The following is a 24,919-nucleotide window of genomic DNA, read 5'->3' on the forward strand; positions in this document are numbered from 1 at the left end:
TGCTTCTCCCCTTATCCTTTAATACTGAAGCTTTCCTTTACAAAGAAGACTATTCTTAATGTAGTTCTAACTTTACTTCGATTTTCTTACCGACATACCATAAAATAAAAATACCAATCGCTACAATAACTGATTTCACTGGATTATGAATAAATGACATTAAATCATGACCGATATACGTTAAAATAAAAATCATCACAAGTTTTCCGAATGCTAACGCTAGACCAAACTGTTTTACACTAATTCGGGATAAACCAGCGACAACATTTATGAGCGCTGACGGTGTAAACGGAAAACAAAATATAACAAAAATCGGTGCGAATCCTTTCCTTTCAACCCACCCCATTGCTTTTCGTACTCTCTCATGCTTATTTACAAACGAAAAGAAACGACTGCGACCAAAATGGCGGATGATGAAAAAGACAAGTAATGCACCCATTACTGATCCAAGCCATGAATAAAGAAAACCGAGCCAAAAGCCAAATGCAACAGCATTCGCCAGTACAAATACAATAAGCGGTAATGCTGGAATCAACGCCTCTATCATCGGTAAACCAATACCAAGAAGTGGTCCGAACGCTTTATAACTCTCAACAATATGATCCATATTTTCTGGTGAAAAATACTCTTTGATTGTCTGAAAATCCATTCTACACTTTACCCCTTTACTCTAAATACTATCCCTACTGTATCATTGCTTATATGAAAGAGGAAATGGTAGATACGACATACGGAGATGTATTTATTAAAGTTTCCATATCTTTCATAAGAATTCCTTCATTATTTAGCTATGATAATCTATCAATATTCGACAGGACGTGTCGTTCATTTTGTTATTTAGATTGTTTTTCGGTTTTTATCGGTAAATGAAATTATACTGGTGATTTTCTAAATATATCAATTACAACTCGTTTTTTCTAATATATCGCCTTATCTACAAAGACTGACTGACAAACAAAAAAGAATGGGGATTCCCCCATCCTTTCACACTTCGCCTTCCTTCACAAAATACACCTTCTCATAAGCGGGTCTTAATGTTGATTCCTCTTTTTTATCGACCTCTTTAAAACAAGGATTCCCCTGTTTTTTCCTACGATCTTCATATTCAGTACGTAATTTCGCTGTACGATTTTGTTGATTTTCAAAACTAGTTTTTGATATTTCTAATTTCACAGCAAAGCCATTTATAAATCTAATAATAAGATTTCCATCTTCTAATTCTTTATTACTTTCAATATAAAAATGAGACAACCAAGCGCACTCTTTTCTAGAGTAAGAATAGGTAGGGAAAAAATAAAGTTGATCTGCTGGACTAATCGCAATCGGTGCTTTATGTGTAATATGGGTTAACTCTTTCGTTCCTTCTTTTCTGCCTAAGAAACTAGAGCCATGCTTGCGGCAACTTCTTTCTATAATATCTAGAGGTTTTTGAAATACGAAAAAAGAATCATTCATTTCAACGACTCGCGTAACAATTTTCTTTTCACTTAGAATAACAGGAAGTAAGGCCATCGTATTTTTCGTTACAACATAATTTTCGACATAGCGTTCCACTTTACTTTCCATACTCCATTATCTCCTTTTTTTCATTTATATTAGCAGCTGCATATATAATTTTAGCATCTATGAAAAGGAAATAGCTTACAAGTTCCGCTTTTTTACAATTTTTTATCATTTATCAAACATTTGTTAAACAATAAAATCAAAATATAGAAATTAATTAATTTTAAAGTTATAAAAACAGCATTTATACTACCTATAAATATTTATTATCCATTCCTCATTTCACATCATTACAACAACTAACTTTGCTATAATTAAAATGTAAATCCAATATATGGAGGGCCACTATGGAAGAAAAAGAGATCCAACCATCGATTCAAATGAAAAATAGTAACGTCATTATCGTGAAAAACTCAGCTAGTATTATATTCGGTTTATTTTTCATCCTGCTATTCTTTGCCAAACCGTTTCGTAAATCAAAATGTCCAGAATGTAAAAAACGTGAGAAGAAAAAATCAGGGCAAGAACAATAAAAGGCCTTCCTTTATGGAATGCCTTTTTACATTCGTAGTATCATTTTATTTATTCTTCTTCCCCCTAAAAAACGACTATATTTTCTTCCAAGGTTCTCTACATCTTTTTTGATTTGTAATATGATCCTTATATAAAACATGAGAAAGAGTATTTGTACTTGTTATCCGCTTTTAATTTTTATTAAAAAATTCAAATTTGCACATCTTTATCCATCACTAACAATTCGTTAATTAGTTAACTTTGTAATATAAGTTTTGTATATAATGTCATTCAAAAACACAATATATATAAGTAGCTATTTATAATTACATTGCTTTTTATCGAATTCTAAAAAGGAGTTGTATACTATGGATAAAGAAAATCCATTAAATCAGCAGGTTAATAGCATTCCCTCAGATGCTCTGAATACCCCTAGTAAGGAACAAGAACAACTGTTAGAAACATCATCTCAAAACGTACAAAATTCCAACAACAACGCTAACAAAAAAGATGTTACTCAAGGTCTATCTGGAAAAGATTTCCCCATTTCAACAGAGAATACAAATTTATAGTTATTTACTATCATACGCAGCAAATGCTCTTGCTGAACTAATTCTTCTACAGAAACTAATACGCATTCCAGATAATTTTTTACCAGTTGTAACATCGAAAAAGAGATTTAGATATAAAAACAGGCTCTAAAAAAACTTTCTCCACAACAAAAAAAGGATGGCATTAGCCATCCTTTTTTCCATCATCAACTATAAAATTATAGTTTGATTACGTTTTTAGCTTGAGGTCCACGGTTACCGTCTTCGATTTCGAAGCTAACTTTTTGACCTTCTTCTAAAGATTTGAAACCGTCAGTTTCGATTGCTGAGAAGTGTACGAATACGTCGTTTTCGCCTGGAACTTCGATGAAACCGAAACCTTTTTCGTTGTTAAACCATTTTACTTGTCCTGTTACTGCCATAATTATTTCCTCCTAAGAAAATACAAATTTTAAATTTTTTAGTCTTCCTGTCTAAAAAAAGAATCCACACATTATCAAATACGAAACATAAACTAGTTCTCACATACTTTTTCTCGTTCGTTTTCAGCACTTGATAACATATGGATTGCTTAATTTAACTATTCAACTGACATCATCATAGCACATTAAAATAAAATGTACAATCTTTTTCGAAAATAGAATTTCTAATTTTTAGTATTTCTTATAAAATATAATTATCTCTATTCTAAATAAGGAGGAGTTTATGACCAATAAAATTCCTAGAAAAACATTAAAAAGAATTGAAGAGGATATTGAAAATAATAATCTTGGAAAAGCAAGAGATAGATTGCATGGCCTCATCTTTACATACCCAAATGAATTACATCTTCGAAAACAACTCGGAGATATTTATTATAAATTACAATATCCAGAAATGGCTGGACGTTACTGGTATCTAGAAGAGCATAAAACAGGTATTATGCATGAATCATGTTTATTATTTGAAAAATCAATGGGAAATAGTCCTCATCATATTGCACGTGCTTTAAAGTTTAAAGGCGATTCTAACCATATAAAAGGGTTGTATAAAGATCAACCTTTATCTTCAGTGCAGAAGAAAGTAGCAGAGGAGTTAATTTATGAGTATAAAGAAACATGGAAAGATAAGCTAGTTCCTTTTGGCTGTCTAGCATTGCTTGCTTCCCTCCTCTTTTCTGCCGTTGTTGGTCTATTCACTATTTGGAATTGGATTTTTTAATCACAGGGGGAATTTTCACATGTCAAACTACGCTAAAGAAGAAAGGCTAACAGGGGGAAACGTCTCAAGCGTATATCGTTCTGAAAATACTGTTCGGCGAGAGTTAAAGCCAGGCAGTGAAAAGATTCATAAGCTATTGCAATATTTAGAAAACAAAGGATTTCATTATGCTCCAAAGTTTTTAGGTGTAGATGAAAAGGATAGAGAGATTTTATCCTTTATTGAAGGAGAAGCTGGCAATTATCCTTTAAAAGAATATATGCGATCTAATGATGTATTAAAAGAAATAGCAAAGATGCTCCGCCTTTACCATGATGCTGTAAGTGATTTTCCGTTATTAGCTGATTGGAAACCGATGGATCATACTCCAAATAACATTGAGGTTTTATGTCACAATGATTTTGCCATATATAACATTATTTTTAATAATAAGAAGCCAGTAGGGATTATTGATTTCGATGTTGCTGCTCCTGGTCCAAGACTATGGGATATCGCTTATACACTCTATACTTGTGTGCCTTTAAGTAGAGTGTATTATACTGAATCCGGTGAAGCCGTTCATTATGACTCATCGCAACATGCAGATCGTATTAAAGAGAGAGTGAATTTGTTCGTTCAGTCCTATGATAAAAATATGGATGAAGATTACTTAGGAATGGTGTTGCTTCGATTAGAAGGGTTATGTACATATATGAAACGAAAAGCTCAAGAAGGCGACTTGAATTTCCAAAGAATGATCGATGAAGGACATCTAGAGCATTATGAGAAAGATATGAAGTTTATTCGTGATCATAGGGCTGAGTGGAGTTGATTTAGTAATAAAGAAAAGTTAGTATCGTTTTTTGCCGATAACTCAATCTCTCTTTTCGAATCGTTTAGAAAATAACAAGGGGCACCTTTCAAAAAGGTGCCCCTTCCTTTTATTTCGTAAACTGTGCTTCTTCCGTAGATCCTTTTAACGCTGTCGTTGATGAAGTTCCGCCTGTAATCACTTGTGCCACTTCATCAAAGTAACCTGTTCCTACTTCGCGTTGATGACGTGTTGCAGAGTAGCCATGTTTTTCAGCTGCGAATTCTGCTTGTTGTAGTTCAGAGTATGCTGCCATGCCGCGCTCTTTATAGCCACGTGCTAGTTCAAACATACCGTAATTTAATGAATGGAATCCAGCAAGTGTTACGAATTGGAACTTGTAACCGTAAGATGCGATTTCCTTTTGGAAGCTTGCAATTGTTTTTTCATCTAGTTTTTGTTTCCAGTTGAATGAAGGTGAGCAGTTATATGCAAGTAGCTTCCCTGGATGCTCCTTATGAATTGCGTCCGCAAATCGTTTTGCATCTTCTAAATTCGGTTCTGACGTTTCACACCAAACGAGGTCTGCGTACGGTGCATACGCTAAACCGCGCGCAATTGCTTGATCAAGACCTGCATTCGTACGGTAAAATCCTTCTGGTGTTCTTTCTCCTGTAATAAATGCTTTATCAACAGGATCAATATCGCTCGTAATTAAATCAGCTGCATCCGCATCTGTTCTTGCAACGATAATTGTCGGCACTCCCATTACATCTGCTGCAAGGCGTGCAGAAATTAAATTGCGTACTGCTGTTTGCGTTGGTAGTAATACTTTTCCGCCTAAATGGCCACATTTTTTCTCTGAAGATAATTGATCTTCAAAATGCACACCTGATGCACCTGCTTCAATCATACCTTTCATCAGTTCGAATACATTTAATTGCCCACCAAATCCAGCTTCTGCATCTGCTACAATCGGTACGAAATAGTCTGTATCATCGCTTCCTTCCATATGCTGAATTTGATCCGCACGTTGAAGCGTTTGATTAATTCGTTTTACTACAGCAGGTACGCTGTTCGCTGGATATAAACTTTGGTCTGGATACATATGCCCAGAAAGGTTTGCATCAGCTGCTACTTGCCAACCACTTAAGTAAATCGCTTTTAACCCAGCTTTTACTTGTTGCATCGCTTGGTTTCCTGTTAATGCGCCAAGTGCGTTAATATAGTCTTCTGTATGAAGCGATGTCCAAAGCTTCTCAGCACCACGACGCGCTAACGTATGTTCAATATCAATTGACCCGCGCAGGCGAATTACATCTTCTGCCGAATATGGACGTGTGATCCCTTTCCAACGCTCATCTAATTCCCAGCTTTCTTGTAACTTCTCGATTCTTTCGTTTTTCATTTGTTCCATCCCCTTTTCATTTTTTATAAAATTTCATAACCCGGTAATGTTAAAAATGGTACGAATTCATCATTTCGAACGAGATTTGTAAACAACGTTGTCGCCTCTTGGAATCTCCCTTTCTTAAAGGCTTCCTTACCAATCTCTCTTTCTATTTTTGCTAATTCTTCTTCTTTTAATTCTTCCATTAATTCAAGCGTAATATTACGACCATCATTTAGTTTTCCACCTTCATGACGAATCCATTGCCATACTTGTGCTCTTGAAATTTCAGCTGTTGCCGCATCTTCCATTAAGTTATAAATGGGTGCTGCTCCCCGTCCGCTTAACCAAGATGCAATATATTGAATACCTACGCTAATATTCATGCGAAGGCCCTCTTCTGTAATCGTTCCCACCGGTACCTCTAGTAAATCGTTTTCTGTTACACATATTTCTTCACGTCTTCTAAAAATTTGATTTGGTGTTTTCATAATGTGATTAAACACTTCCATTGCAACCGGTACAAGTCCAGGGTGGGCAACCCAAGTCCCGTCATGACCGTCTAAAGCTTCGCGTTCCTTATCAGCACGCACTTTTTCAAAAGCTGCTTCATTTGCTTCTGGATTATTTTTAATCGGAATTTGTGCCGCCATTCCTCCAATTGCTGGTGCATTACGGCGGTGACATGTTTGAATTACTTTCAAAGAATACGAACGCATAAATGGCGCCGTCATCGTGACTTGTGCTCTATCTGGTAGTAAGAATTTATTATGATTACGGAAACTCTTTAAAAAGCTAAAAATATAATCCCATCTTCCGCAGTTTAAGCCAGCAGAATGATCTTTTAGCTCATACAAAATTTCATCCATTTCAAACGAAGCGTGAATCGTTTCCAGTAACACAGTTGCTTTAATCGTTCCATTTGGAATGCCGATATATTTTTGAGCAAATACGAATACATCATTCCATAATCTCGCTTCTAAATAACTTTCCATTTTCGGTAAGTAAAAGTATGGGCCGCTCCCTTTTGCTAAAAGAGCTTTCGCATTATGGAAAAAGTACAAGCCGAAGTCTACTAAGCTACCCGACATATTTTTCCCATCAACTTGCATATGCTTTTCCTCTAAATGCCATCCTCTTGGACGTACAATGAGTACAGCTGTTTTCTCATTTAATCTATATTCTTTCCCTTTATCATTTTCATGTGAAATCGTTCCCTTTACTGCATCTCGTAAATTGATTTGGCCTTCCACTGCATTTTCCCAAGTTGGTGAATTCGAATCTTCAAAATCCGCCATAAAAAGATGCGCTCCTGAATTTAAAGCGTTAATGACCATCTTTCTATCTACCGGTCCAGTAATCTCTACACGGCGATCCTCTAAGTCTTTTGGCAGCTTGGCAATTGTCCAATCCGCTTCACGTATGTGTTTTGTTTCTTCTAGAAACTTCGGAAACTCCCCTGCATCAATTCTCTTTTGTTTTTCTACACGTTTTTGTAAAAGTTCTATGCGGCGCTCATTAAAATTCTCATGTAGTTCCTTCAAAAAACTAAGCACCTCAGGTGTCAATATTTCGCTGTACGCTGGTAACATTTCTCCAACGAGTGTAACCCGTGAAGTTTGCGTCGACATATTAGCATCCCCTTCTTAAACTGTTTTATAACAGATTTGATTTCATGTTTTATATTATATAACAAATCTTCAGAAAAGGAAGTTTTTTTTGAAAATTCATTTCGTTTTTTTTCAAAACGCCATTCTTTCGCGCTTTATTTCATACAAAAAAGGCCGCTGTTATACAACAACGACCTTTTTGTATTATTTTTGAATTTCACTTTGACTAGTTAAACTTTATTACTGCCCTTGTTCCATATCATGCAATATTGCTCTATGTAAAAACTGTGCGTATTGTTCTCTCGTTACCTTCATAGACGGACCGAATTTACCTTCTCCGATTCCCATTGTAATACCATTTGTTTGTACTGCACTAATTGCATTCGTTGCCCATGAATTTGCTGAAACATCATTAAAGTTATGAGATCCCTTTGCCTGTAGGTCAAAAGCATTCGTAAGAACTTGTGCCATTTCCGCACGCGTTAACGTCGCCTTCGGTCTAAAGTTTCCATTCTCGTCTCCCTGGAAAATTCCGATTTCCGTTAGAGCCAATATCTCCTCGATAAAGCTTGTTGAATTTTCAACGATATCTCCATATGGGTTTTCATATTCATCTTGTTCTTCCATATCAAACACACGGTAAATTAAAGCTGCAACTTGCTCACGTGTTACATTATCCCCAAAACCGAATATTCCATCGCCATATCCCAAAATTATTTCTTGTTCCGCTAATTCATGAATTGCCTCATATGCCCAATGTCCTTTTGGTACATCTTTAAATACAATTGTATTTGCTTTTTGCAACGGTGCACTTTCCGCTTTTACACTATTACTCTCTGCTGAGAATAACACCCCACCCATAATTGTTAATGCTGTAGCTGTTTTTAATAATTTTTTGCTCATCAAATTATCTCCCCAATATGTATATGTTTTTTTTAAAATATACAGAATAAATGGTATAGTGACAATACATTTTCCGACACATTTCGTGACGGTTTTGTGAATCATATTACACATCATGTCTTTTTCATCGGGTTGATTATAAAGCTTGTTTATAACCATAAAAATACATAAATACGAATAATAATTCTTTTTTAAACAAACAAAAAAGCACAAATTTTTCTATTTGTGCTTTCATATTTCACTCTACTTCCAATCCTCTTTCAAATGATAATTAATAATCGCATTATTAATAAACTGAGCATATTGTTCTCTAGGTACAGGGCGATTTAATTCATACATGCCATTCCCAGTTCCTCTCACAACATTATTAGATTGTAACGCACTAATTGCATCTTCTGCCCAGTGACCTTTTGGAATATCTTTAAATGTATGTTTTTGTTTCGTTTCAAAATTAAATGCTCGTTTTAAAATGACAGCCATTTCCGCTCTAGAGATTGGTGCTTTCGGCCTAAAATTCCCTTGGCCATCCCCTGTAAAAACACCACGTTTTGTTAACGTTAAAATTTCCTTTTTAAAAGTGGTTGTACTATCAGAAACATCTTTATATGGATTCGCTACTGGCCCTTCTTCTTTTATCTCAAGTGTTCTGTAAATAGTCCCAGCTACTTGTTCACGTGTTATAAGATCGCCAACACCATACTTCCCGTTTCCATACCCTAATATAATTTTATGATACGCTAAATCCATAATAGCATCATATGCCCAAAATCCGTATGGAACATCTTCAAACACAATCATTTGTGGATACTCTTCCGCTTTTACAGGTGTCACATTCGCCCCTGCAAATATACCTCCTGCCATTGTCGCAATCATCATTACACCCAATATTTTTTGCTTCATTATCCTCTCTCCCTATTTCATTCAAATAAAATGAACTTCATTGTTTCAGGAGTACTATTTTTTTTGTGAATGTAAGATAAAATGCAAATCTTCTAGAAGAAATATTTCCACTACCTTTCTGCTTTATACCCCCTTCTTTCTTTTTCAAAAAGGAAGTTGTCACATCTAAGGTGTTATATACTAAAACATTCTACAATCTCTTTATAAACTCCTTTTCACTTTATAACTTCCCTTTATTGGCACCTAAAGGAGATGCCTAATGGAGATTACTATATTCATGGTTTATATTTCAGAGGTAGCATCCCCCTTCACTGATAACTCGCTTTCGCTGAATTTTGAGATGGGGGTCTTACTGCCCAGCAAATAACGGGATAAAAAAATCATCCTTTTTTCTTAAAAGAGGATGATTTTTTTATATTTATTAACACTCAAATATGCTACTACTTTTGAAGAGTAAATTGGGCAACTATTTGTTTTAATTTTCCTGCTGCGTTATGCATATGTTCAATTGAAACCGAAATCTCTTGAACAGATTTTTCTTGCTGTTGAATAGACTCTTTTACCCTATCAGTTCGGTCAGATGATCTTTGGGAAATTTGAGCCATGTCTTCTGCAGAAGCCGAGATTTCCTCACTACTCGCTGCAATTTCATCTGTAGACATAGATACCGTTTGAATTTGCTCAGATACTTGCTGTACTTTTTCTGTAATTGTTCCAAATACTTTTTCTGTATGCATTACTACTTGTGTACCTGCCTGTACCTCATTATCTACTTTCCCCATCATATGTACCGTATGGTTCGTTGTTCCCATAACTTGAGTAATAAGATTCTCAATTTGTTTTGCAGAATCACTAGATTGTTCTGCTAATTTCCGCACTTCATCTGCCACAATTGCAAATCCTCTACCACTTTCACCAGCACGTGCAGCCTCAATTGCGGCGTTTAATGCTAATAAGTTAATCTGGGAGGTAATACCTTGCATAACATCAATGATTTTAACAATTTCTTCTGATTGTTCTTTCATAGTCTCTACTTGTTTCACACCGCTATGTACCGAATTTTGGATTGTATCCATCTGTTGAATCATTTGTTTCATTAATTTGTTACCACTCTCTGCATCTAATGCTGATTGAGCAGATAATTCATTTACAGAGGATGATGTATTGACTATACTCTGCATTCCTTGCGTCAACTCTTCCATCGCACCCGCAGTTTGTTCCATTGCTTGCATTTGACTCTCTGCACCATTTGCAACTTCTTCAATATCCATAGTGATTTTCTTCGCTGCACTACTAGATACTTCTGATGCAGATACTACTCCGTCTGCATGTTGGAATAAAAGCTGAATATTATTCTCTACTTCTTGCATATTTGTTCTTAGCCCTGCAATCATCTCGTTAAAATTACTTACTAATATACCTAATTCATCCTTAGCAGTATACTCACCATGTACGGTTAAATCTCCTTCTTTCGCTCTTTCCATCATACGACTAACCGTTTGTAAAGGAGCAACTATGAGCTTGCTAATAATATAACTTACTATACATATAACGATTGTAGTAACTACTACAAGAATGATAAAGGTAATAACGGAACGATCAATCATTTTTTGAGAATCTTTAAATACTTGGTCAGCTAAATTTGAAACATACGATTCTAGATCCACTGCATAACCAGCTAACTCTATTCCCTTCGGTTTTAATTCCTTCTGAAATTCATTTACCATTTGTGGCTCATTTGTTGCCTTCGCCTTTTCAAATAATTTTTTATATGTATCTTTATAACTTGGCAAAGATTTCTTCATCTTCTGAAACAGTTCATCCTCTTGCTTACTTAAATTAAAACCATCATCATATTCTTTTAATAAAGAATCATATTTTTTAAGATCCTTTTCAATATTATTAATTATTCCCTCTTTATTTGCCACTTCATTTTGTGATGCCGTAATTAATTCTAATAAATTATATTCTAGTGAATTTTGTGTGCGAAGCATTCCTTCTAATAAAATTGCAGAATATTGATAATCATCTACTACAACCTCTGTATCATGCTTAATCTTATTAATAGAACTAATTGCTACACTGCTTATAATTACCATACCTAAAACTGCTAATGAAATAAGCGCTAATAATTTATATTTCACTTTTAAATTTTGTAAAAAATACATTTTTCCACCTTTATTCCTTTATATATAGATTTTTAGAATTTTATAGCTTATTATTTACAAAATCACAATAAAAAGCAATGATAAATATTCCCAATATGAAACTTATATCTCTATAAAAAAAGAAGTAGCTATCATGCTACTCCTTTTTGCTTTGTTTCTCATATTGTTCAAACGTATGAATTCTTTCAAAAATTGGTGGGTGCGTGTATAAGAAAAATTTCACTAACGCAGGCGGATTTACTTGGCTTAAACTTGTTTTTGATAAATATTGAAAAGTTTTCACACCAGATTTCCCGTCCTTCGTCATATTTAAAGCATATTGATCTGCGGCCCTTTCTTCTATACGTGAAACGTAGTTTGTTGCTGGTTGTGCTGCAAAAGAGAGTATAGAAGAAATTAAGAAAAATAAAGGTAAAATGGAGAAACATGCCACTTTTGAAATTTGCAATGTATCTCCCCATTTGCGAATACACATATTTATAATACGACTAATTAAAAACATACCTATAAACGATAGCAACACATAACTTGCAACGCCAAAATATATATGTTTCATAACATAATGCCCCATTTCATGGGCCATTATAAATAAAATCTCTTTATCTTTTAACTGCTTAAGTGTTGTATCCCACATTACAATACGGGCGTTAGGGCCAATTCCTGTTACGTAAGCATTTAATGCATTCGTTTTTTCCGACATATTTACTTCATATACGTGTTTAGCAGGAATGTCCGCTTTGTCTGCTATCGCTAAAATTTTCGTTTCTAATTCTTTATTTTTCAGCGTCGAGAAGTCGTTATACAGTGGATCAATAACGACAGGCTGTATGAATGTTAAAAAGATTGTAAATGGAACAGAGAGCGCCCATCCTGCTAGCCACCATCTCTTCGGAAATTTACGGATAAGCCATAATAGAACGGTAACTACGATTAACATAGTCGCATAACTTTCCCAAAAACCGATAACATGATCTTTTATCCAGCTTTGTGTACTTTGTGTTGAAATGCCGTAATCAACGGACACTTTCCGGCCAATCCATTGCATCGGTAAGGCAAGCACTGTTGTCAATAATGATAAATAAAAGAAATAAATCGCAACTTGCAAAACACTTATTTTAGTCGTTTCCTTCGACCATTTCTCAAACTTTCTTGAAATACCTAGCACAAGTACAAATAATAAAATAATCCATTCAAGAGGCGTCGCTAAAAAGTATAGTAAATTTTTCACGCGCGAATAATCTTGGCTTAGCGTAAGCTCTCTCGTACTCATAAACGTTTCTGGATCTGCACTCGTTCCCTTATACATGTCCGGAATAAGTTCATGATTCCATCCAAATAAATACCAATATATAAGTAACGCAAATCCAACGTACAAAAAAAGCGACCAACCGATAACCTTCTTCACGCTATTCCCTCCTCTATGCTGCCTGTCTATTATTATTGTAAGTTCGTACACGCTAAATTAGAACAAGCTTATTATGTGAATTGCTCTGGATCTTTTTATTTACATAAAAAAACTCTTCTACATAAGAAGAGTTTTACCTATCTTTAAACACTTTCTTCGGTTCACAATCCGTACACTTACAAACCAACACGTACCCTACTTCCTTTTTAGATAAAATAAAAAGCCTCTTTAAGGAAGTACATCTATTAATAAACTAAAATCTTGTAAAGAGAAAGAACTATATTTCATAATACCCTGTACAGCTAAAAGTAAAACAAGACCGATCACACACATATAGTTAACGCTTTCTTCATTCTTTTTTTCAGTAACGACTCCACCACTTATACATAAAATCCCTAGCAAATGGAGCGCTAAATACATGAAAAAATAAGCTTCCTCCCAGCGCAAAATAACATTCACTGTCGTTATTAACACTAGACTAAGTAAAATCAAATAAAAAAACTTATTTGATGATATCGTTTCATTCATATAATTTTATACATCCCTTTCAAATTTCGAATTAATGATGTTTCAAAGCTATAAAGTAAATGATTGTTTTTATACCATAAAACAAAAGGAAAGCCACCATTACTTTCTCGAATACTTTATGAATCCACATATACTTCTCTTCATTCTTTTTGAAGATGCGCTTCATCATTTCTTCTACAATTAGACCAAATATTAGTAAAACCCCGAAAACAATAAGAAGAGAAATAATATTTTCTTTTAAATGAGTACTAGAAAATACGTAATACTCTGGAAACACAATCGTATCTACTACAGGTTGAAGCCAATGACAAACGCTTTTATCACACATATCTGTAATAGACGTAGAATCTATAATGTCTTTTAATATTTTTTCAACCGTCTTCTTCATCTTATTTACTCCCGACTACATCTGAAAAGCTCTTTTCCTGCTCTGCATATATAACCGGCACTTCTTTACTCCAATATTTGCGATTAACAAATAAAAAGATAAGTACTAAGTTTAATCCTGTTATAAAAATAATAAGTCCAGGAAAGAATGTCGTATAATTTGAGAAATCGGCAAAACTAATAATTTTTTCTCTACTTATTAGAAAAGAAGCACCTATTACAAATGCATTGTTTAACATATGTATTGCAATTGGCATGAGTAAACTTTTCGTACGAATATATACGATTGACAATACGATGCTGAATATGGCTGCACCGAGGAAATCAACATGTAACAACGCAAACAATATTGCTACAACGATGTTCGCTATGCTCGTTCCCCATTTTGTTGCAAAACGTTGAAGTAAAAATCCGCGAAAAACAAATTCCCCGATAATTGGTGCGATGAATACGACCCTAATGACTTGAGATACATATCCCCCAGTACTATCTACAATTGGTTCATGCAGGGCGTTCATAATAAAGTCCGGTGTAATCCATGCAAAACTATACATATACAAAATAAGATACCCGTAACTAAACATGCATAACATAACCGTAATGTATAAAACTTGTACCAAGTTAAATGTTTCATTTTTATTAACAAATAATGAAAATGAAATGTGGTGCTTTCTATACTCATAAGAAATCCATACCATCGGAAGGATATAGAATATAAGGATATTTATAAAAGAAGAATTTTGTATATGAAATATACTTGTTAGCAAATCGCCACTACTTCTCGCTATTAAAATTAATAGTGCAAATACAATTAAAAAATATCTAGCTCGCATCACTTGAAACGGGTTCACACTCATCTCCTCCCCTATGTTACTTTTATCATATCATTTGATTCTTAATTTTTTGCGAAAGAAAACCTTAAAATTCCCTTAAAAATTCCATAAGTTACAAAATGATGATATGATATTCGAGAAAATTAGGAGGGATATTTATGTACCAAGCAAATATTTTACTCGTTGATGATGAAACAGCAATTTTACAATTACTAACTACCATTCTTGAAAAAGAAGGCTTTTCTCATATTACAACTGCAACATCAGCTGAAATGGCTTTATCTCTAACTAAGCAAAACAATTACGATTTAATTATTTTAGATGTAATGCTTCCTGGACAATCTGGTTTTGATATTTGTCCAATCATTCGCCAACAAACAGATTGTCCAATTTTCTTCCTATCAGCAAAAGCATCTGATTTAGATAAAATATCCGGATTTTCATACGGTGCAGATGATTATATTACGAAACCATTTAATCCATTAGAAGTAGTAGCACGTATGAAAGCACAGCTTCGGAGACATATGAAACAAACCGTACCACACGAACAAAAATCACACTCGATTTCATTTGGAAGATTTGAAATTGATCAGCACTCTGCAGAACTAACAGTAGATGGGCACATTGTCGAATGCTCCGCTCAACTCTTTCAACTACTACTCTTCTTTTGCGAGAATCCGAACTACGTATTTTCGAAAGAGGAAATATACGAAAAAGTTTGGGGAGCACCTGCCTATAATGGCGATGACAACACTGTTATGGTCCACATTCGAAAACTACGTGAAAAAATTGAACATGATCCAAGTAAACCAGAATATATAAAAACCGTTCGCGGGCTTGGTTATAAGTTCGTTACAAAGTAGGGTGACGATATGAATTTTAATAAACGACTTATTATTCAATTTATCATGCAACACGTTTTTGTTTTAGTTACATTACTTATCGCTGTAGTTGCTGCTTTTACTTATTTAATTTTTCTTCTTACTAGTACTTTATACGAACCTAATATTCCAGATTCTGATAGTTTTACAATTTCAAGATACATCTCTTCAGAAGATGGGCATATTTCGTTACAATCTGAAGTGCAAGATTTAATAAAGGAAAAAAATGATTGGCTCCAAGTTGTAGATGAAAACGGAAAAATCCTCTACCACTTTAATACACCAAATGATGTTCCGAATGCTTATACGAAGACATCTTTAGTCGCATATATACAACATCATATCGAAAGTAATTATAAATTTACATATTGGGAAATTGAATTAGAAGAAAAGAAAGTACTTGTTATTTATGGTGGTATGTTAAAAAGCAATGCGTTACTGACAGCAATTCAAAAGGATCACTCCTCTTTAACGATGGATTCGTTCGCATTAACAGACCAAGAAAAACAGTTACTATCTAAAGAAAAAGCAACACTTCAAATATTTAATCAAAATGGCGAAGAGGTTTTTTCCTATCCAACTGGAAAGAAAAAAACATTTTCAGCAATACAAATTGCCCTTAATGAAAAAGAACCGTGGAATCATAAAGAAAACACGTCTAGCTTTTACGATGCAAATAGTGGCAACCTTCTCGTTGTAACTGCAAAAAATGAGCACTACTATCCAGATGACGAAATTGAAGATGTATTTACTAAGAAGTTTCTCATCGGATGCGGATTAATCCTTCTTATCGTATTTGTTTATTTAGTCATTCTTTCTATTTGGTACGGTAATAAATTCGGAAAACCGTTATTACATGCGATGCGCTGGCTAAAAAATATCGCTGGTGGAAAGTATGAAGAACCTATTAGTAAAAAAGGAAAACCTGTCAGGTTCCGGCGATCTGGTAAAGAAAAATGGTCATTCCGTTTGTTTAGAGATGTAACAAGTTCACTAGAACACCTTTCTATTACACTCAAAAAAAATGATGCGATGAGGCAAGTCCTCCAGCAAACACGAGAAGAATGGATTACCGGTCTAACACACGACTTAAAAACACCACTTAGCTCTATATATGGCTACGCATTATTACTCGAATCGAATCAATATAACTGGACTGATCGTGATATTCAGCAATTTGGTAGTGTTATGAAAGAGAAATCTCAATATATGACGACATTAATTGATGATTTAAGCTTAACGTATCAATTAAAAAATAACAGCCTTCCTGCCCAACACGTAAACGTTGAAATCAATCAGTTCGTCCAAAAAGTATTATTGCAATTTATTAATAATCCAACACTTCAAAATCAAAATATTGAATTCGTACCGAGCTCAAATAAAATTCAATATTTCATTGAAGAAAAATGGTTCCAGCGTATTATCGAAAACTTACTCGTAAACGCGGTAAAACATAATAACGAAACAACTACTGTCATCGTAAAATTATCACAAAACGCTAATTCCTTTACACTCTCCATTTCAGATGACGGAAAAGGAATGGATGAAAAAACGAAAGAACTTCTATTTGAACGATATTACCGCGGAACAAACACAGAAGAAAGCAACATAGGAACTGGACTTGGCCTAGCCATTACAAAACAGCTCGTTCATGCTCATAACGGGACAATTTCCGTTGATAGTGCACTCGGAAAAGGAACGACGATTATTCTTGTGTTTCCGTTTCGTTCGTAGGAAAGACGCTATGTGGCGTCTTTTTTTCTTTTCTGGGAGAGTTTTGCGGTAATTGAAATTATGCAGATCGTTTTTTTTGAGGTGTTTTAGCGGTATATGAAATTATATCGGCGATTTTTTGAATATATCGGCGCAACTCGAATTATATCAGCGATTTTTTGAATATATCAGCGCAACTCGAATTATATCAGCGATTTTCTAGATATATCGACTTACCGACAAAAACCGACAATACTAACCTACCTCCTCTACTACTATACAAAGTAAAAATAACCCTTCATAACTCACTATGAAAGGTCACTCCATATTTCAGCTATTTCCCTACTAACACAAACACATTCTCATCAGGTGCTTCCATTACTGCAACATGTCCTGATTCTGTTGGAAATGGTTCGCGAATCCACTTTACATCTTTATTATCTTTTAAACTCTCATACGTTTGTTGTACATCTTCTACTAATACTTCGACTTCCGTAAAATTAATATCCGGATGATTGCTTATTACTAACTCCGAACTTTTCTCATCTGGAAATTTCAATCCTATTAACGTCCAAATAGCTCCTTCTTCTAGTTCTCTTTCTATCATCCAGTTTTGCTTCATTCCCATTTCTTTATAAAAAGAAACTGATTTTTCTATATCTTTCGTATGTATAGATACACATTCTAGTTTTTTGAACATTTTCCCATTTCTCCTTTTATGAAAAAGCGAACCATCTCCCAATGATTCGCTCTTACCTTATTATTTTTTCTTCACCGGTATCCAAAGCTCTACTTGTGCAAACTCACTCTTATCTTCGTGGCAACGCTCATCGTACAGTTCAAACTCTGTAACTCCGCAATGTTCATACCCTGAATGCGGAAACCATTCTGAGAATACTGCATTCCAAGTTTGGTGAATAGACGATACCATTTCTTTATGAGGAACTTTCGGCGTTGTAAATACTGCATATGTTGCTGCAGGGAAAGTACGCTTTGCAATTTCATTTGGTACATTTTCAAAGTCTGTAACTTCCATTCCAATAATATAAGTGAAGTCCCCTGTTTCTAAATTAAAATCAGTACATAATCCAAGCTCTACCCATTGGCTCGTATCTTTACGATTCGGAATCGTTGTTCCAAGATCTTTTTGTAAATATTCTTGCCAAAATGCTGGGATGTCTTGATGGTTCTTCCCCTCTTTACTTGTCGTCTTCAGTTCATAACCTGCCATTAAAAATTCTGGTTTATTTACAATACGATATTCCATTTGTATGCCTCCTAAATACGGATTTAATTTTCTTTGCTTTACATTCACTCTGTAATACATCGGTGTTTCGATTTCTTGTTTTCGATATTCACTCGGTGTCATTTGAAATAATTTCTTAAAGGCTCTCGTGAACGTTTCGTGAGATTGAAAGCCATGCTCAAATGCGATATCAATAACTTTTTCATCCGTATGAGAAAGTTGATAAGCTGCCCGGGCTAACCTCCTCTTTCGAACATACTCCATTACTGTATCACCTACTAACGCCTGAAATACACGATGAAAATGCGACTCAGAAAAACCTGCAACCCGCGCTAAATTACGCAGCGTTTGTTTTTCCATTACATCTTCCTCAATATAATCAATTGACCTTTGAATTTGTGTTTCATAGCTTTCCATCTCTGTTCACCCGCCTTATATGTATTATGATAAAAGAGAATCCTATCCAATTCTTGACGTTTTTTACTATAATTCCATAAAAAATTGTAACTTTTTTATATGTATTTCGTTGTTATGTATGAAGGGAGGGAAATGTAGTGAAACGCAAACAATCATTAGAAGACATTTACTCCGAGCATATGCAAGATTTATTTCGCTATCTTCTCTCCCTAACCGGAGATTCCCACTATGCAGAAGATCTCATGCAAGAAACCTTTTACCGAATGCTCGTCCATATTGACTATTATCAAGGAGAAGAAATTAGGCCGTGGTTATTTACAATTGCCTACAATGCCTTTATCGATTGGTATCGTAAAGAAAAGAAATATAAAACAACAGAAGTTGCAGAATTCCATTTACCAAACGTTCCAAGTACAGAACATGAATATTTCGTAAAACATGAGATTGCTAGTTGGTTAGACAGTTTATCTTCTCTTCCGCTCGAAAGACGAAATGCCCTGCTACTACGAGATTACTATGGATTCTCCTATAAGGAAATAGCAGAAATGACTGGTCTCTCATTAGCGAAAGTGAAAATTGAATTACACAGGGGACGAAAAGAAATAAAAACCATAAAGGAGTGATACAGATGGGCTGTGCAGAATTTAAAAAACTATGGAAGAAGTATGAAAATGGAACGCTCACGCATGATGAACAAGAACTGTTAGAAAGTCATATTGAGTCATGTGAAGCTTGTGAAGCTTACTTAGATGAGCTGTTAACAAAAACAGAACCAATTAAGAAAAAGTTACCTCCAAAAGATCTTAAAATTCCTTTTTGGAGAATTAAGTGGAAACATCGTTTACAAACGTTTGGTTTTATATTATCAATTTGCATCGTTATCTATATAATCGGCGGGGTATTATCAGCCTTTTATTTTCAAGCTAATAATGATAAAAGGCTAAAAGAAATTAGAGAGGTTCCTTCTCTGGCACTTGAAGCAACTATTCCAAATAGCCGCGTTATGGGAGGCGGAACAAGTGTAGAAGCTTTTTTCCGTACGAATAGCCAATTTGATTTAGTAAGAACCATCGGTAAAAAAGAAATGCCCCTCGGTACAATAGAAACAAAAAGCTTCTTATCATCTGTAGATATCACGAAGCAAACTTGGATGAATCCGTTCTATCAACCAAAACTCTTCTTTGTTCATCCCAAAACAGAGCAGGGTGATTATTTAAAGGATTCATCAAAAAAAGTATGGGATACACTTGCAAAAGTACATGATGGAACCGTTGCAGAAGTAGCAATTTCTTTTGATAAAGCTTACACTTTAAAAGAATTAGAACCGCTTTTATATAGCATATTCGAGGCACAAAAACTCCCTCCAACTCCTGTATGGTACGCTTTAGATACAGGACAAGAAAGAAAAAATGTAGATGACTATATCCTACATGGCGGAGAAGCTATAGGATTTCCAGAACATGTAAGATTCCTCGATAATGAAACTGACGGGCAGAAAACGCAAGAAGATAAAGTAACCGAAATGATGCGCGTCCTTTCTATCCATAAAAAAACAGTAAGCAAAATAGCAGCGCTTTCTGAGAAAGAACTAAACTTAGATAAACGTTATCAATATGTAAAGGATAACGGTGTAAAAGTATACGGAATTGTTATTACTGGCCCATCGAAAGAGTTATTAAAATTACAAAACTCCCCGCACGTACGTTATGCGACTCTTGGAGATATTGAGATTTGGAATTGGTTTGATTATTAATAAAAAAGAAGTAGCGCTCTAAAAACGATGCACTACTTCTTTTTTAATTCGAAATCACTTTCACATACATCCCTCTCACCGCTTTTTCATAAGCAATATCACTCATCTGTCTTATGTTTTCTGACACAACAGACGACTGAACGATTTTCCCTTCACGAAGTAACGGCGGATCAATAAGACGCACTTTATTTTTCTGATGTAAATCATAATCGTTTCTATCTTCTTTTACCTTTACATTTCGATGAACTTTGCTTAATAAAGCTTCTACTTCGGGGTCATTACATTGCTGCAATTTCGAAATAAGCTCCTCATCTTCAAGAAGAAAATCATCTGCATGAATAATCCTTTTATGAAGAGCTACCTTTAACGTTTTCGCTAACATATCATTTCCGTAAATATTCATTGGTTCCATAAAGAAATCGATTACTTCCTTATAATACGTTTCTGTAAACCATTCTGCCATTTCGACACTTTGAACAACCATTTTCCCATCTACAGCGATGACATCTTCTAAAAAACTGTGAACTTCTTCTAAAGAAACATACCCATATGTATACATATCTCGTAATGTATAATCCACTCTGTCTGCGCATAATTCTGGTGCTGACCTTTCGAGTAACGTCCATTTCGAATCATCTAACAAAATATCTTCATAGTTATAACCATACTTCGCAAGAATCGCTGGAATTTCTGAGTTTTTCACAACAGAACTAAATATCTCTTCATGATAACTTTCATCTTCATTATGAAAAACGTAATCAATCACGTGGGAAAAAGCAGTATGCGATACGTCATGCAGTAAACTAGCGATCTGTTCTTCTACTGAACCACCTAGTTTTTTCACTAACAACATAACACCAACTGAATGATCAAAGCGCGTTACATTCCATTTCTCGTTCATTAAGTAACTTGCGCCTGCTTGATGAATTCCCTTTAGTCTTTGCATAGATTTACTTGAAATTAATTCTTCTACTACTTGATCCACTTCAAATTCTCCGTATAGTACATCTAATATGATCACTTACAATCCCCCTTTATTTTGATCGAGTCTTATAATCTTATCTCTTTTATGAAATTAGCACCAACATAAATATTTATTGTTATTTGTTTTTATTAAAAAAAATAGAGAGCCATCAGCTCTCTATTTCATAACCCCTATTCAAATGTAACTTCTACCTGCACAATCTCCGACCTACTACCAAGTCTAAGCGGTGGTCCCCAAAACCCAAATCCAGAAGAAACAATTGCGTGGAACGCGCCTTTTTGTGCGTATCCCCAGTCTAGCTCGTACATTCTTCTCGTTACAATATGATTGGGCGCCATTTGTCCGCGGTGCGTATGACCGGATAATAATAAATCTACACCTGCCGCTGCTGCTTGTTTCAACTCAAATGGCTGGTGATCCATTGCGATAACAGGCATCGATTTATCTACCGTACTCATTAATTGTTCAAAGCTTTGACGATCTCGCTCTGTTTTATCTCTTCTTCCAACGAGATAAAAGTCATCTTCAATTGTAATTACTTCATCTAAAAGAATACGAATATCAATCTTATCCATCTCTTGTAAAAACTCTGGAACCGCTCTACCGTAGTATTCATGGTTCCCTAAAACACCATATACGCCTAATGGTGCTTTCATTTGTTTCATGATTGGTCCCATATTCTTTTGAATGAACACACCTGGATGATCATCGATAATATCACCTGGCAGTAAAATAATATCAGGTTCCATCTCATTTACATGACGAACAAGTCTTTTTAAATGCGAAACGCCAGACAGTTTACCGAAATGCATATCAGAAGCCATCGCAATGCGTAAACTTTTACGCCCCTCTACCTTTTTCGGTATGTGCACCTCGTACTTTCTTACTACCGGACTATACGCATTAAATACTCCATACGCAAAGATAAAGATAAATGCAGCTATCACAGCCGCCCCTGTCCAAATAATTGCCGCTTCTTTCTCTACTGAAAACTGTAAAAGAAAGACCATAATATTAGCTAATGGCAACAACATAAGCGCATATTGTATAACTGCAAACCAAATCGAACCTATCGTTCGCAGAAATGGCAAAAACTTAAACACTTGCACGAGAATGTACGCATATGAAATAAATGCAACTATGAAAGCATAATATCCCCAAGATTCCCAGCCAAATACCGCATGAAGCCAAACCCATCCGTTCCAGCCAATGTAAAACATAAGTAGTGTGTATATAATTAACATGGTAAATATATTGAGATAACGAAGATTCTTCACAGCCAGCCTCCTTATTGATTTCTTTTATTATAACTTGTTATGCACTTATAACGTAAATATTAAGCACTTCGCTCATCATAGTAAAAACCTATAGTTGTTAGACTTGTATCTAACAACTATAGGCACAATTTATATCAACATTGTTTTTACAAATGCTCTTTATAAAAACTTGTTAATTTTTCAACTGCAATTTTTACTGGTTCTGGTTGGTCGTATAAATCGTAATGACTCGCACCTTCCACAACAAGTAAATCTTTTTTCTCTGAAGCTGCTTTCTCATAAAGCTCATGACCATCTTTATAAGAACCAAATGCACCTTGCTTACTGCCGACAATAATTTGCAGCGGCTGCGTTAATAACGTATCTGCTAAATGGAACGCATCAAAACCAATTACCGATCCCATGCTCGTAAAGTTTAGCTTATTTGGAGAGTTAACACTTTGCCCTCGTGGCGTTGTGTAATACTCAACTGCTTCTACAATATCTATATCGGTCATACCCGCTGCTACTAACTCTTCCTGATTTTTAGGAATCCAATTTGTAATCAGTTCCTCTGCTCCGCGTGCTTCAGCAGTACGTTGTTTACCAATCGCCTCTAACACCCCAATTGGATCAGCTTCACGATTTAATCGGCCAATATTTGCACCAACAACTGTGCCAACTGCTTTAATGCGGCGCTCTGTCATTGCGGCATTTACCGCATAACCACCGCCCGCACAAACGCCTAACACACCGATACGTTCTTCATCTATATAAGAAAGAGTAGTCAAATAATCTACCGCTGAGCGAATATCTTCAACGCGCGCAGCTGGTTCTTCCATATATCTCGGTGCACCTTCACTTTCACCTTGATACGATGCATCAAACGCAAGCGTTACATAGCCTTGTTCTGCTAACTTCTCTGCATATAATCCTGCCGTTTGATCTTTACAGCTACTACCTGGATGCACACAAACAATCGCTGCATTTTGTTTCTTTCCCTCAGCACCTACAGGAATATTTAAAATACCTGCAACTTGTAATCCTCTTGCATAAAAACGGACATTTCTTTTCGTAACTGCCATATATAAAACCACCCTTACTTCATTTTTAATTTACACTTGTGAGAGTTAATACTCACGTGTATATTTATAATAAAGCGAGCAACCACTTGTTTCAATGACCACATTTACGCATTTGGGTGATAATACACACGTAACGAAATATGTGTATCAATAACGGAGGAACACGATATGGAGAAAATCGATAGAAGAATTATAAAATCACAAAACGCCATTCAATCGGCATTTATAGAAATGTTAATTACAGATGGATTTGATGAAATTACAGTTAAAAACATTACCGAAAAAGCAAACATCGGAAGAAAAACGTTTTACTTACACTATCTAGATAAGTACAATTTATTAGATAAAATTGTGGACGATCATTTAGACCAATTAAAAGAAATATGCTACGAGAAGCAAAACAAAGAATTTATAGAAGGAACAATCATATGGTTTGAATACTTCAAAGAACACAAACCATTTTTTGCGGCACTATTTAGAAGTAACAGCACCTTATCATTTCAAAAAAAATTACTAACTTTCATCATGGGTGAAATAGAGAAAAAATTAAATACAGACACATCAGTAAATAAAAACATCGATAAACATATCGTCTTAAAATTTTTAGGAACAGCTGTAATGGGCATTTTAGAGTCTTACGTGTTGGATGAAATTGATAGTGATGTTGCGTTTGTTGCGACGCAAGTTGGAGAATTGATTAGGAGGAATATATAAAATGAAACTTTAATCAGTGGGGATTTATTCATCCCCCACCTAACTTCTTTGCTTTCGCTGCATTTTGAGGTGGGGGTCTTACTGCCCAGCAAATAGCGGGATAAAATAAAACCGCATCAATTTCCTTAATAAGGATTGATAAAATGCTATTATCGTTATCCTTCAAAACTCATCTATGCAATTATGCA

General features: G+C 35.0%; 26 protein-coding genes. 9 read left to right on the forward strand and 17 right to left on the reverse strand.

Annotated features, from left to right (window positions below):
• Positions 1–55: 55 nt before the first annotated feature.
• Positions 56–649, reverse strand: coding sequence for a TVP38/TMEM64 family protein (locus B9A45_RS24190; protein WP_000347518.1), 594 nt, complete (start codon positions 647–649; stop codon positions 56–58).
• Positions 650–984: 335 nt separating this feature from the next.
• Positions 985–1,566: a competence protein ComK gene (locus B9A45_RS24195; RefSeq protein ID WP_000444439.1), complete on the reverse strand. Its 582-nt coding sequence runs from the start codon at positions 1,564–1,566 to the stop codon at positions 985–987.
• A gap of 284 nt (positions 1,567–1,850) precedes the next feature.
• Between B9A45_RS24195 and B9A45_RS24200 the strand changes: the two genes are divergently transcribed.
• Both B9A45_RS24200 and B9A45_RS24205 read left to right on the forward strand, forming a co-directional pair.
• Positions 1,851–2,036, forward strand: a complete 186-nt coding sequence (locus tag B9A45_RS24200) for a hypothetical protein (protein WP_084065227.1) — start codon at positions 1,851–1,853, stop codon at positions 2,034–2,036.
• Positions 2,037–2,384: 348 nt separating this feature from the next.
• Entirely contained in the window at positions 2,385–2,588 is a 204-nt protein-coding gene (locus B9A45_RS24205) for a hypothetical protein (RefSeq protein WP_000356922.1), read from the forward strand.
• Between the two features lie 197 nt (positions 2,589–2,785).
• Here the strand turns inward: B9A45_RS24205 and cspA are convergent, their stop codons facing one another.
• On the reverse strand, positions 2,786–2,989 hold the full coding sequence (gene cspA / locus B9A45_RS24210) for an RNA chaperone/antiterminator CspA (RefSeq protein WP_000301518.1): 204 nt from the start codon (positions 2,987–2,989) through the stop codon (positions 2,786–2,788).
• A gap of 283 nt (positions 2,990–3,272) precedes the next feature.
• On the opposite strand from cspA, the gene B9A45_RS24215 reads away from it, so the two are divergent.
• Both B9A45_RS24215 and B9A45_RS24220 read left to right on the forward strand, forming a co-directional pair.
• Entirely contained in the window at positions 3,273–3,767 is a 495-nt protein-coding gene (locus B9A45_RS24215) for a DUF6584 family protein (RefSeq protein ID WP_000182395.1), read from the forward strand.
• Between the two features lie 19 nt (positions 3,768–3,786).
• Positions 3,787–4,578, forward strand: coding sequence for a phosphotransferase (locus tag B9A45_RS24220; protein ID WP_084065230.1), 792 nt, complete (start codon positions 3,787–3,789; stop codon positions 4,576–4,578).
• A 109-nt stretch (positions 4,579–4,687) separates the two neighbouring features.
• On the opposite strand, the gene aceA is transcribed toward B9A45_RS24220, so the two are convergent.
• The 9 genes from aceA to B9A45_RS24265 form a co-directional block, all read right to left on the reverse strand.
• A complete protein-coding gene (gene aceA, locus B9A45_RS24225; RefSeq protein ID WP_000787346.1) occupies positions 4,688–5,965 on the reverse strand; it encodes an isocitrate lyase in 1,278 nt (425 codons plus the stop codon).
• A gap of 23 nt (positions 5,966–5,988) precedes the next feature.
• Entirely contained in the window at positions 5,989–7,578 is a 1,590-nt protein-coding gene (aceB, locus tag B9A45_RS24230) for a malate synthase A (protein ID WP_000107349.1), read from the reverse strand.
• 219 nt (positions 7,579–7,797) lie between these two features.
• Complete coding sequence (locus tag B9A45_RS24235; RefSeq protein ID WP_142263086.1) at positions 7,798–8,565, reverse strand: S-layer homology domain-containing protein; 768 nt, start codon at positions 8,563–8,565, stop codon at positions 7,798–7,800.
• Between the two features lie 138 nt (positions 8,566–8,703).
• Entirely contained in the window at positions 8,704–9,360 is a 657-nt protein-coding gene (locus B9A45_RS24240; protein WP_142263087.1) for an S-layer homology domain-containing protein, read from the reverse strand.
• Between the two features lie 440 nt (positions 9,361–9,800).
• On the reverse strand, positions 9,801–11,528 hold the full coding sequence (locus tag B9A45_RS24245; RefSeq protein WP_084065234.1) for a methyl-accepting chemotaxis protein: 1,728 nt from the start codon (positions 11,526–11,528) through the stop codon (positions 9,801–9,803).
• A gap of 136 nt (positions 11,529–11,664) precedes the next feature.
• Positions 11,665–12,933 (reverse strand): M48 family metallopeptidase, encoded by a 1,269-nt coding sequence (locus B9A45_RS24250; RefSeq protein ID WP_000755728.1) that lies wholly within the window; start codon positions 12,931–12,933, stop codon positions 11,665–11,667.
• Between the two features lie 228 nt (positions 12,934–13,161).
• The gene (locus tag B9A45_RS24255; RefSeq protein ID WP_001006050.1) at positions 13,162–13,461 is read right to left on the reverse strand and encodes a DUF2101 family protein; all 300 of its coding nucleotides are present in this window, start codon (positions 13,459–13,461) and stop codon (positions 13,162–13,164) included.
• A gap of 31 nt (positions 13,462–13,492) precedes the next feature.
• Positions 13,493–13,849 (reverse strand): hypothetical protein, encoded by a 357-nt coding sequence (locus B9A45_RS24260; protein WP_000754337.1) that lies wholly within the window; start codon positions 13,847–13,849, stop codon positions 13,493–13,495.
• Position 13,850: 1 nt separating this feature from the next.
• Positions 13,851–14,699 (reverse strand): CPBP family intramembrane glutamic endopeptidase, encoded by an 849-nt coding sequence (locus tag B9A45_RS24265; protein ID WP_142263088.1) that lies wholly within the window; start codon positions 14,697–14,699, stop codon positions 13,851–13,853.
• Positions 14,700–14,839: 140 nt separating this feature from the next.
• Between B9A45_RS24265 and B9A45_RS24270 the strand changes: the two genes are divergently transcribed.
• Together B9A45_RS24270 and B9A45_RS24275 are read left to right on the forward strand one after the other, a co-directional pair.
• Positions 14,840–15,544 carry a response regulator transcription factor gene (locus B9A45_RS24270; RefSeq protein ID WP_000283871.1) on the forward strand — a complete coding sequence of 235 codons (705 nt, stop codon included), beginning with the start codon at positions 14,840–14,842 and terminating at the stop codon, positions 15,542–15,544.
• 9 nt (positions 15,545–15,553) lie between these two features.
• On the forward strand, positions 15,554–17,296 hold the full coding sequence (locus tag B9A45_RS24275; RefSeq protein ID WP_084065239.1) for a sensor histidine kinase: 1,743 nt from the start codon (positions 15,554–15,556) through the stop codon (positions 17,294–17,296).
• A gap of 313 nt (positions 17,297–17,609) precedes the next feature.
• Here the strand turns inward: B9A45_RS24275 and B9A45_RS24280 are convergent, their stop codons facing one another.
• Both B9A45_RS24280 and B9A45_RS24285 read right to left on the reverse strand, forming a co-directional pair.
• Positions 17,610–17,975, reverse strand: coding sequence for a VOC family protein (locus B9A45_RS24280; RefSeq protein ID WP_000473637.1), 366 nt, complete (start codon positions 17,973–17,975; stop codon positions 17,610–17,612).
• A gap of 60 nt (positions 17,976–18,035) precedes the next feature.
• Positions 18,036–18,938: an AraC family transcriptional regulator gene (locus tag B9A45_RS24285; RefSeq protein ID WP_000446853.1), complete on the reverse strand. Its 903-nt coding sequence runs from the start codon at positions 18,936–18,938 to the stop codon at positions 18,036–18,038.
• A 137-nt stretch (positions 18,939–19,075) separates the two neighbouring features.
• Between B9A45_RS24285 and B9A45_RS24290 the strand changes: the two genes are divergently transcribed.
• Together B9A45_RS24290 and B9A45_RS24295 are read left to right on the forward strand one after the other, a co-directional pair.
• A complete protein-coding gene (locus tag B9A45_RS24290; RefSeq protein WP_084065242.1) occupies positions 19,076–19,561 on the forward strand; it encodes an RNA polymerase sigma factor in 486 nt (161 codons plus the stop codon).
• Between the two features lie 5 nt (positions 19,562–19,566).
• On the forward strand, positions 19,567–20,691 hold the full coding sequence (locus B9A45_RS24295) for an anti-sigma factor (protein WP_053513596.1): 1,125 nt from the start codon (positions 19,567–19,569) through the stop codon (positions 20,689–20,691).
• 43 nt (positions 20,692–20,734) lie between these two features.
• On the opposite strand, the gene B9A45_RS24300 is transcribed toward B9A45_RS24295, so the two are convergent.
• The 3 genes from B9A45_RS24300 to B9A45_RS24310 all read right to left on the reverse strand — a co-directional run bounded on the left by B9A45_RS24300 (position 20,735) and on the right by B9A45_RS24310 (position 24,017).
• The gene (locus B9A45_RS24300) at positions 20,735–21,712 is read right to left on the reverse strand and encodes an HD domain-containing protein (RefSeq protein ID WP_000584686.1); all 978 of its coding nucleotides are present in this window, start codon (positions 21,710–21,712) and stop codon (positions 20,735–20,737) included.
• Positions 21,713–21,846: 134 nt separating this feature from the next.
• Positions 21,847–22,953: a metallophosphoesterase gene (locus tag B9A45_RS24305; protein ID WP_000793767.1), complete on the reverse strand. Its 1,107-nt coding sequence runs from the start codon at positions 22,951–22,953 to the stop codon at positions 21,847–21,849.
• A 146-nt stretch (positions 22,954–23,099) separates the two neighbouring features.
• Complete coding sequence (locus B9A45_RS24310) at positions 23,100–24,017, reverse strand: alpha/beta hydrolase (RefSeq protein ID WP_000301565.1); 918 nt, start codon at positions 24,015–24,017, stop codon at positions 23,100–23,102.
• A 168-nt stretch (positions 24,018–24,185) separates the two neighbouring features.
• On the opposite strand from B9A45_RS24310, the gene B9A45_RS24315 reads away from it, so the two are divergent.
• Positions 24,186–24,731 carry a TetR/AcrR family transcriptional regulator gene (locus B9A45_RS24315; protein WP_000410998.1) on the forward strand — a complete coding sequence of 182 codons (546 nt, stop codon included), beginning with the start codon at positions 24,186–24,188 and terminating at the stop codon, positions 24,729–24,731.
• Positions 24,732–24,919 lie beyond the last annotated feature (188 nt).

The organism is Bacillus sp. JKS001846, from assembly GCF_900176455.1.
GTDB lineage: Bacteria > Bacillota > Bacilli > Bacillales > Bacillaceae_G > Bacillus_A > Bacillus_A cereus.

Bases quoted from the DNA above. Each gene is read 5' to 3' on its own strand.
- B9A45_RS24190 (WP_000347518.1), bottom strand. From the start codon at position 649: ATGGATTTTCAGACAATCAAAGAGTATTTTTCACCAGAAAATATGGAT.
- B9A45_RS24195 (WP_000444439.1), bottom strand. From the start codon at position 1,566: ATGGAAAGTAAAGTGGAACGCTATGTCGAAAATTATGTTGTAACGAAA.
- B9A45_RS24200 (WP_084065227.1), top strand. From the start codon at position 1,851: ATGGAAGAAAAAGAGATCCAACCATCGATTCAAATGAAAAATAGTAAC.
- B9A45_RS24205 (WP_000356922.1), top strand. From the start codon at position 2,385: ATGGATAAAGAAAATCCATTAAATCAGCAGGTTAATAGCATTCCCTCA.
- cspA (WP_000301518.1), bottom strand. From the start codon at position 2,989: ATGGCAGTAACAGGACAAGTAAAATGGTTTAACAACGAAAAAGGTTTC.
- B9A45_RS24215 (WP_000182395.1), top strand. From the start codon at position 3,273: ATGACCAATAAAATTCCTAGAAAAACATTAAAAAGAATTGAAGAGGAT.
- B9A45_RS24220 (WP_084065230.1), top strand. From the start codon at position 3,787: ATGTCAAACTACGCTAAAGAAGAAAGGCTAACAGGGGGAAACGTCTCA.
- aceA (WP_000787346.1), bottom strand. From the start codon at position 5,965: ATGAAAAACGAAAGAATCGAGAAGTTACAAGAAAGCTGGGAATTAGAT.
- aceB (WP_000107349.1), bottom strand. From the start codon at position 7,578: ATGTCGACGCAAACTTCACGGGTTACACTCGTTGGAGAAATGTTACCA.
- B9A45_RS24235 (WP_142263086.1), bottom strand. From the start codon at position 8,565: ATGATTCACAAAACCGTCACGAAATGTGTCGGAAAATGTATTGTCACT.
- B9A45_RS24240 (WP_142263087.1), bottom strand. From the start codon at position 9,360: ATGAAGCAAAAAATATTGGGTGTAATGATGATTGCGACAATGGCAGGA.
- B9A45_RS24245 (WP_084065234.1), bottom strand. From the start codon at position 11,528: ATGTATTTTTTACAAAATTTAAAAGTGAAATATAAATTATTAGCGCTT.
- B9A45_RS24255 (WP_001006050.1), bottom strand. From the start codon at position 13,461: ATGAATGAAACGATATCATCAAATAAGTTTTTTTATTTGATTTTACTT.
- B9A45_RS24260 (WP_000754337.1), bottom strand. From the start codon at position 13,849: ATGAAGAAGACGGTTGAAAAAATATTAAAAGACATTATAGATTCTACG.
- B9A45_RS24270 (WP_000283871.1), top strand. From the start codon at position 14,840: ATGTACCAAGCAAATATTTTACTCGTTGATGATGAAACAGCAATTTTA.
- B9A45_RS24275 (WP_084065239.1), top strand. From the start codon at position 15,554: ATGAATTTTAATAAACGACTTATTATTCAATTTATCATGCAACACGTT.
- B9A45_RS24280 (WP_000473637.1), bottom strand. From the start codon at position 17,975: ATGTTCAAAAAACTAGAATGTGTATCTATACATACGAAAGATATAGAA.
- B9A45_RS24285 (WP_000446853.1), bottom strand. From the start codon at position 18,938: ATGGAAAGCTATGAAACACAAATTCAAAGGTCAATTGATTATATTGAG.
- B9A45_RS24295 (WP_053513596.1), top strand. From the start codon at position 19,567: ATGGGCTGTGCAGAATTTAAAAAACTATGGAAGAAGTATGAAAATGGA.
- B9A45_RS24310 (WP_000301565.1), bottom strand. From the start codon at position 24,017: ATGGCAGTTACGAAAAGAAATGTCCGTTTTTATGCAAGAGGATTACAA.
- B9A45_RS24315 (WP_000410998.1), top strand. From the start codon at position 24,186: ATGGAGAAAATCGATAGAAGAATTATAAAATCACAAAACGCCATTCAA.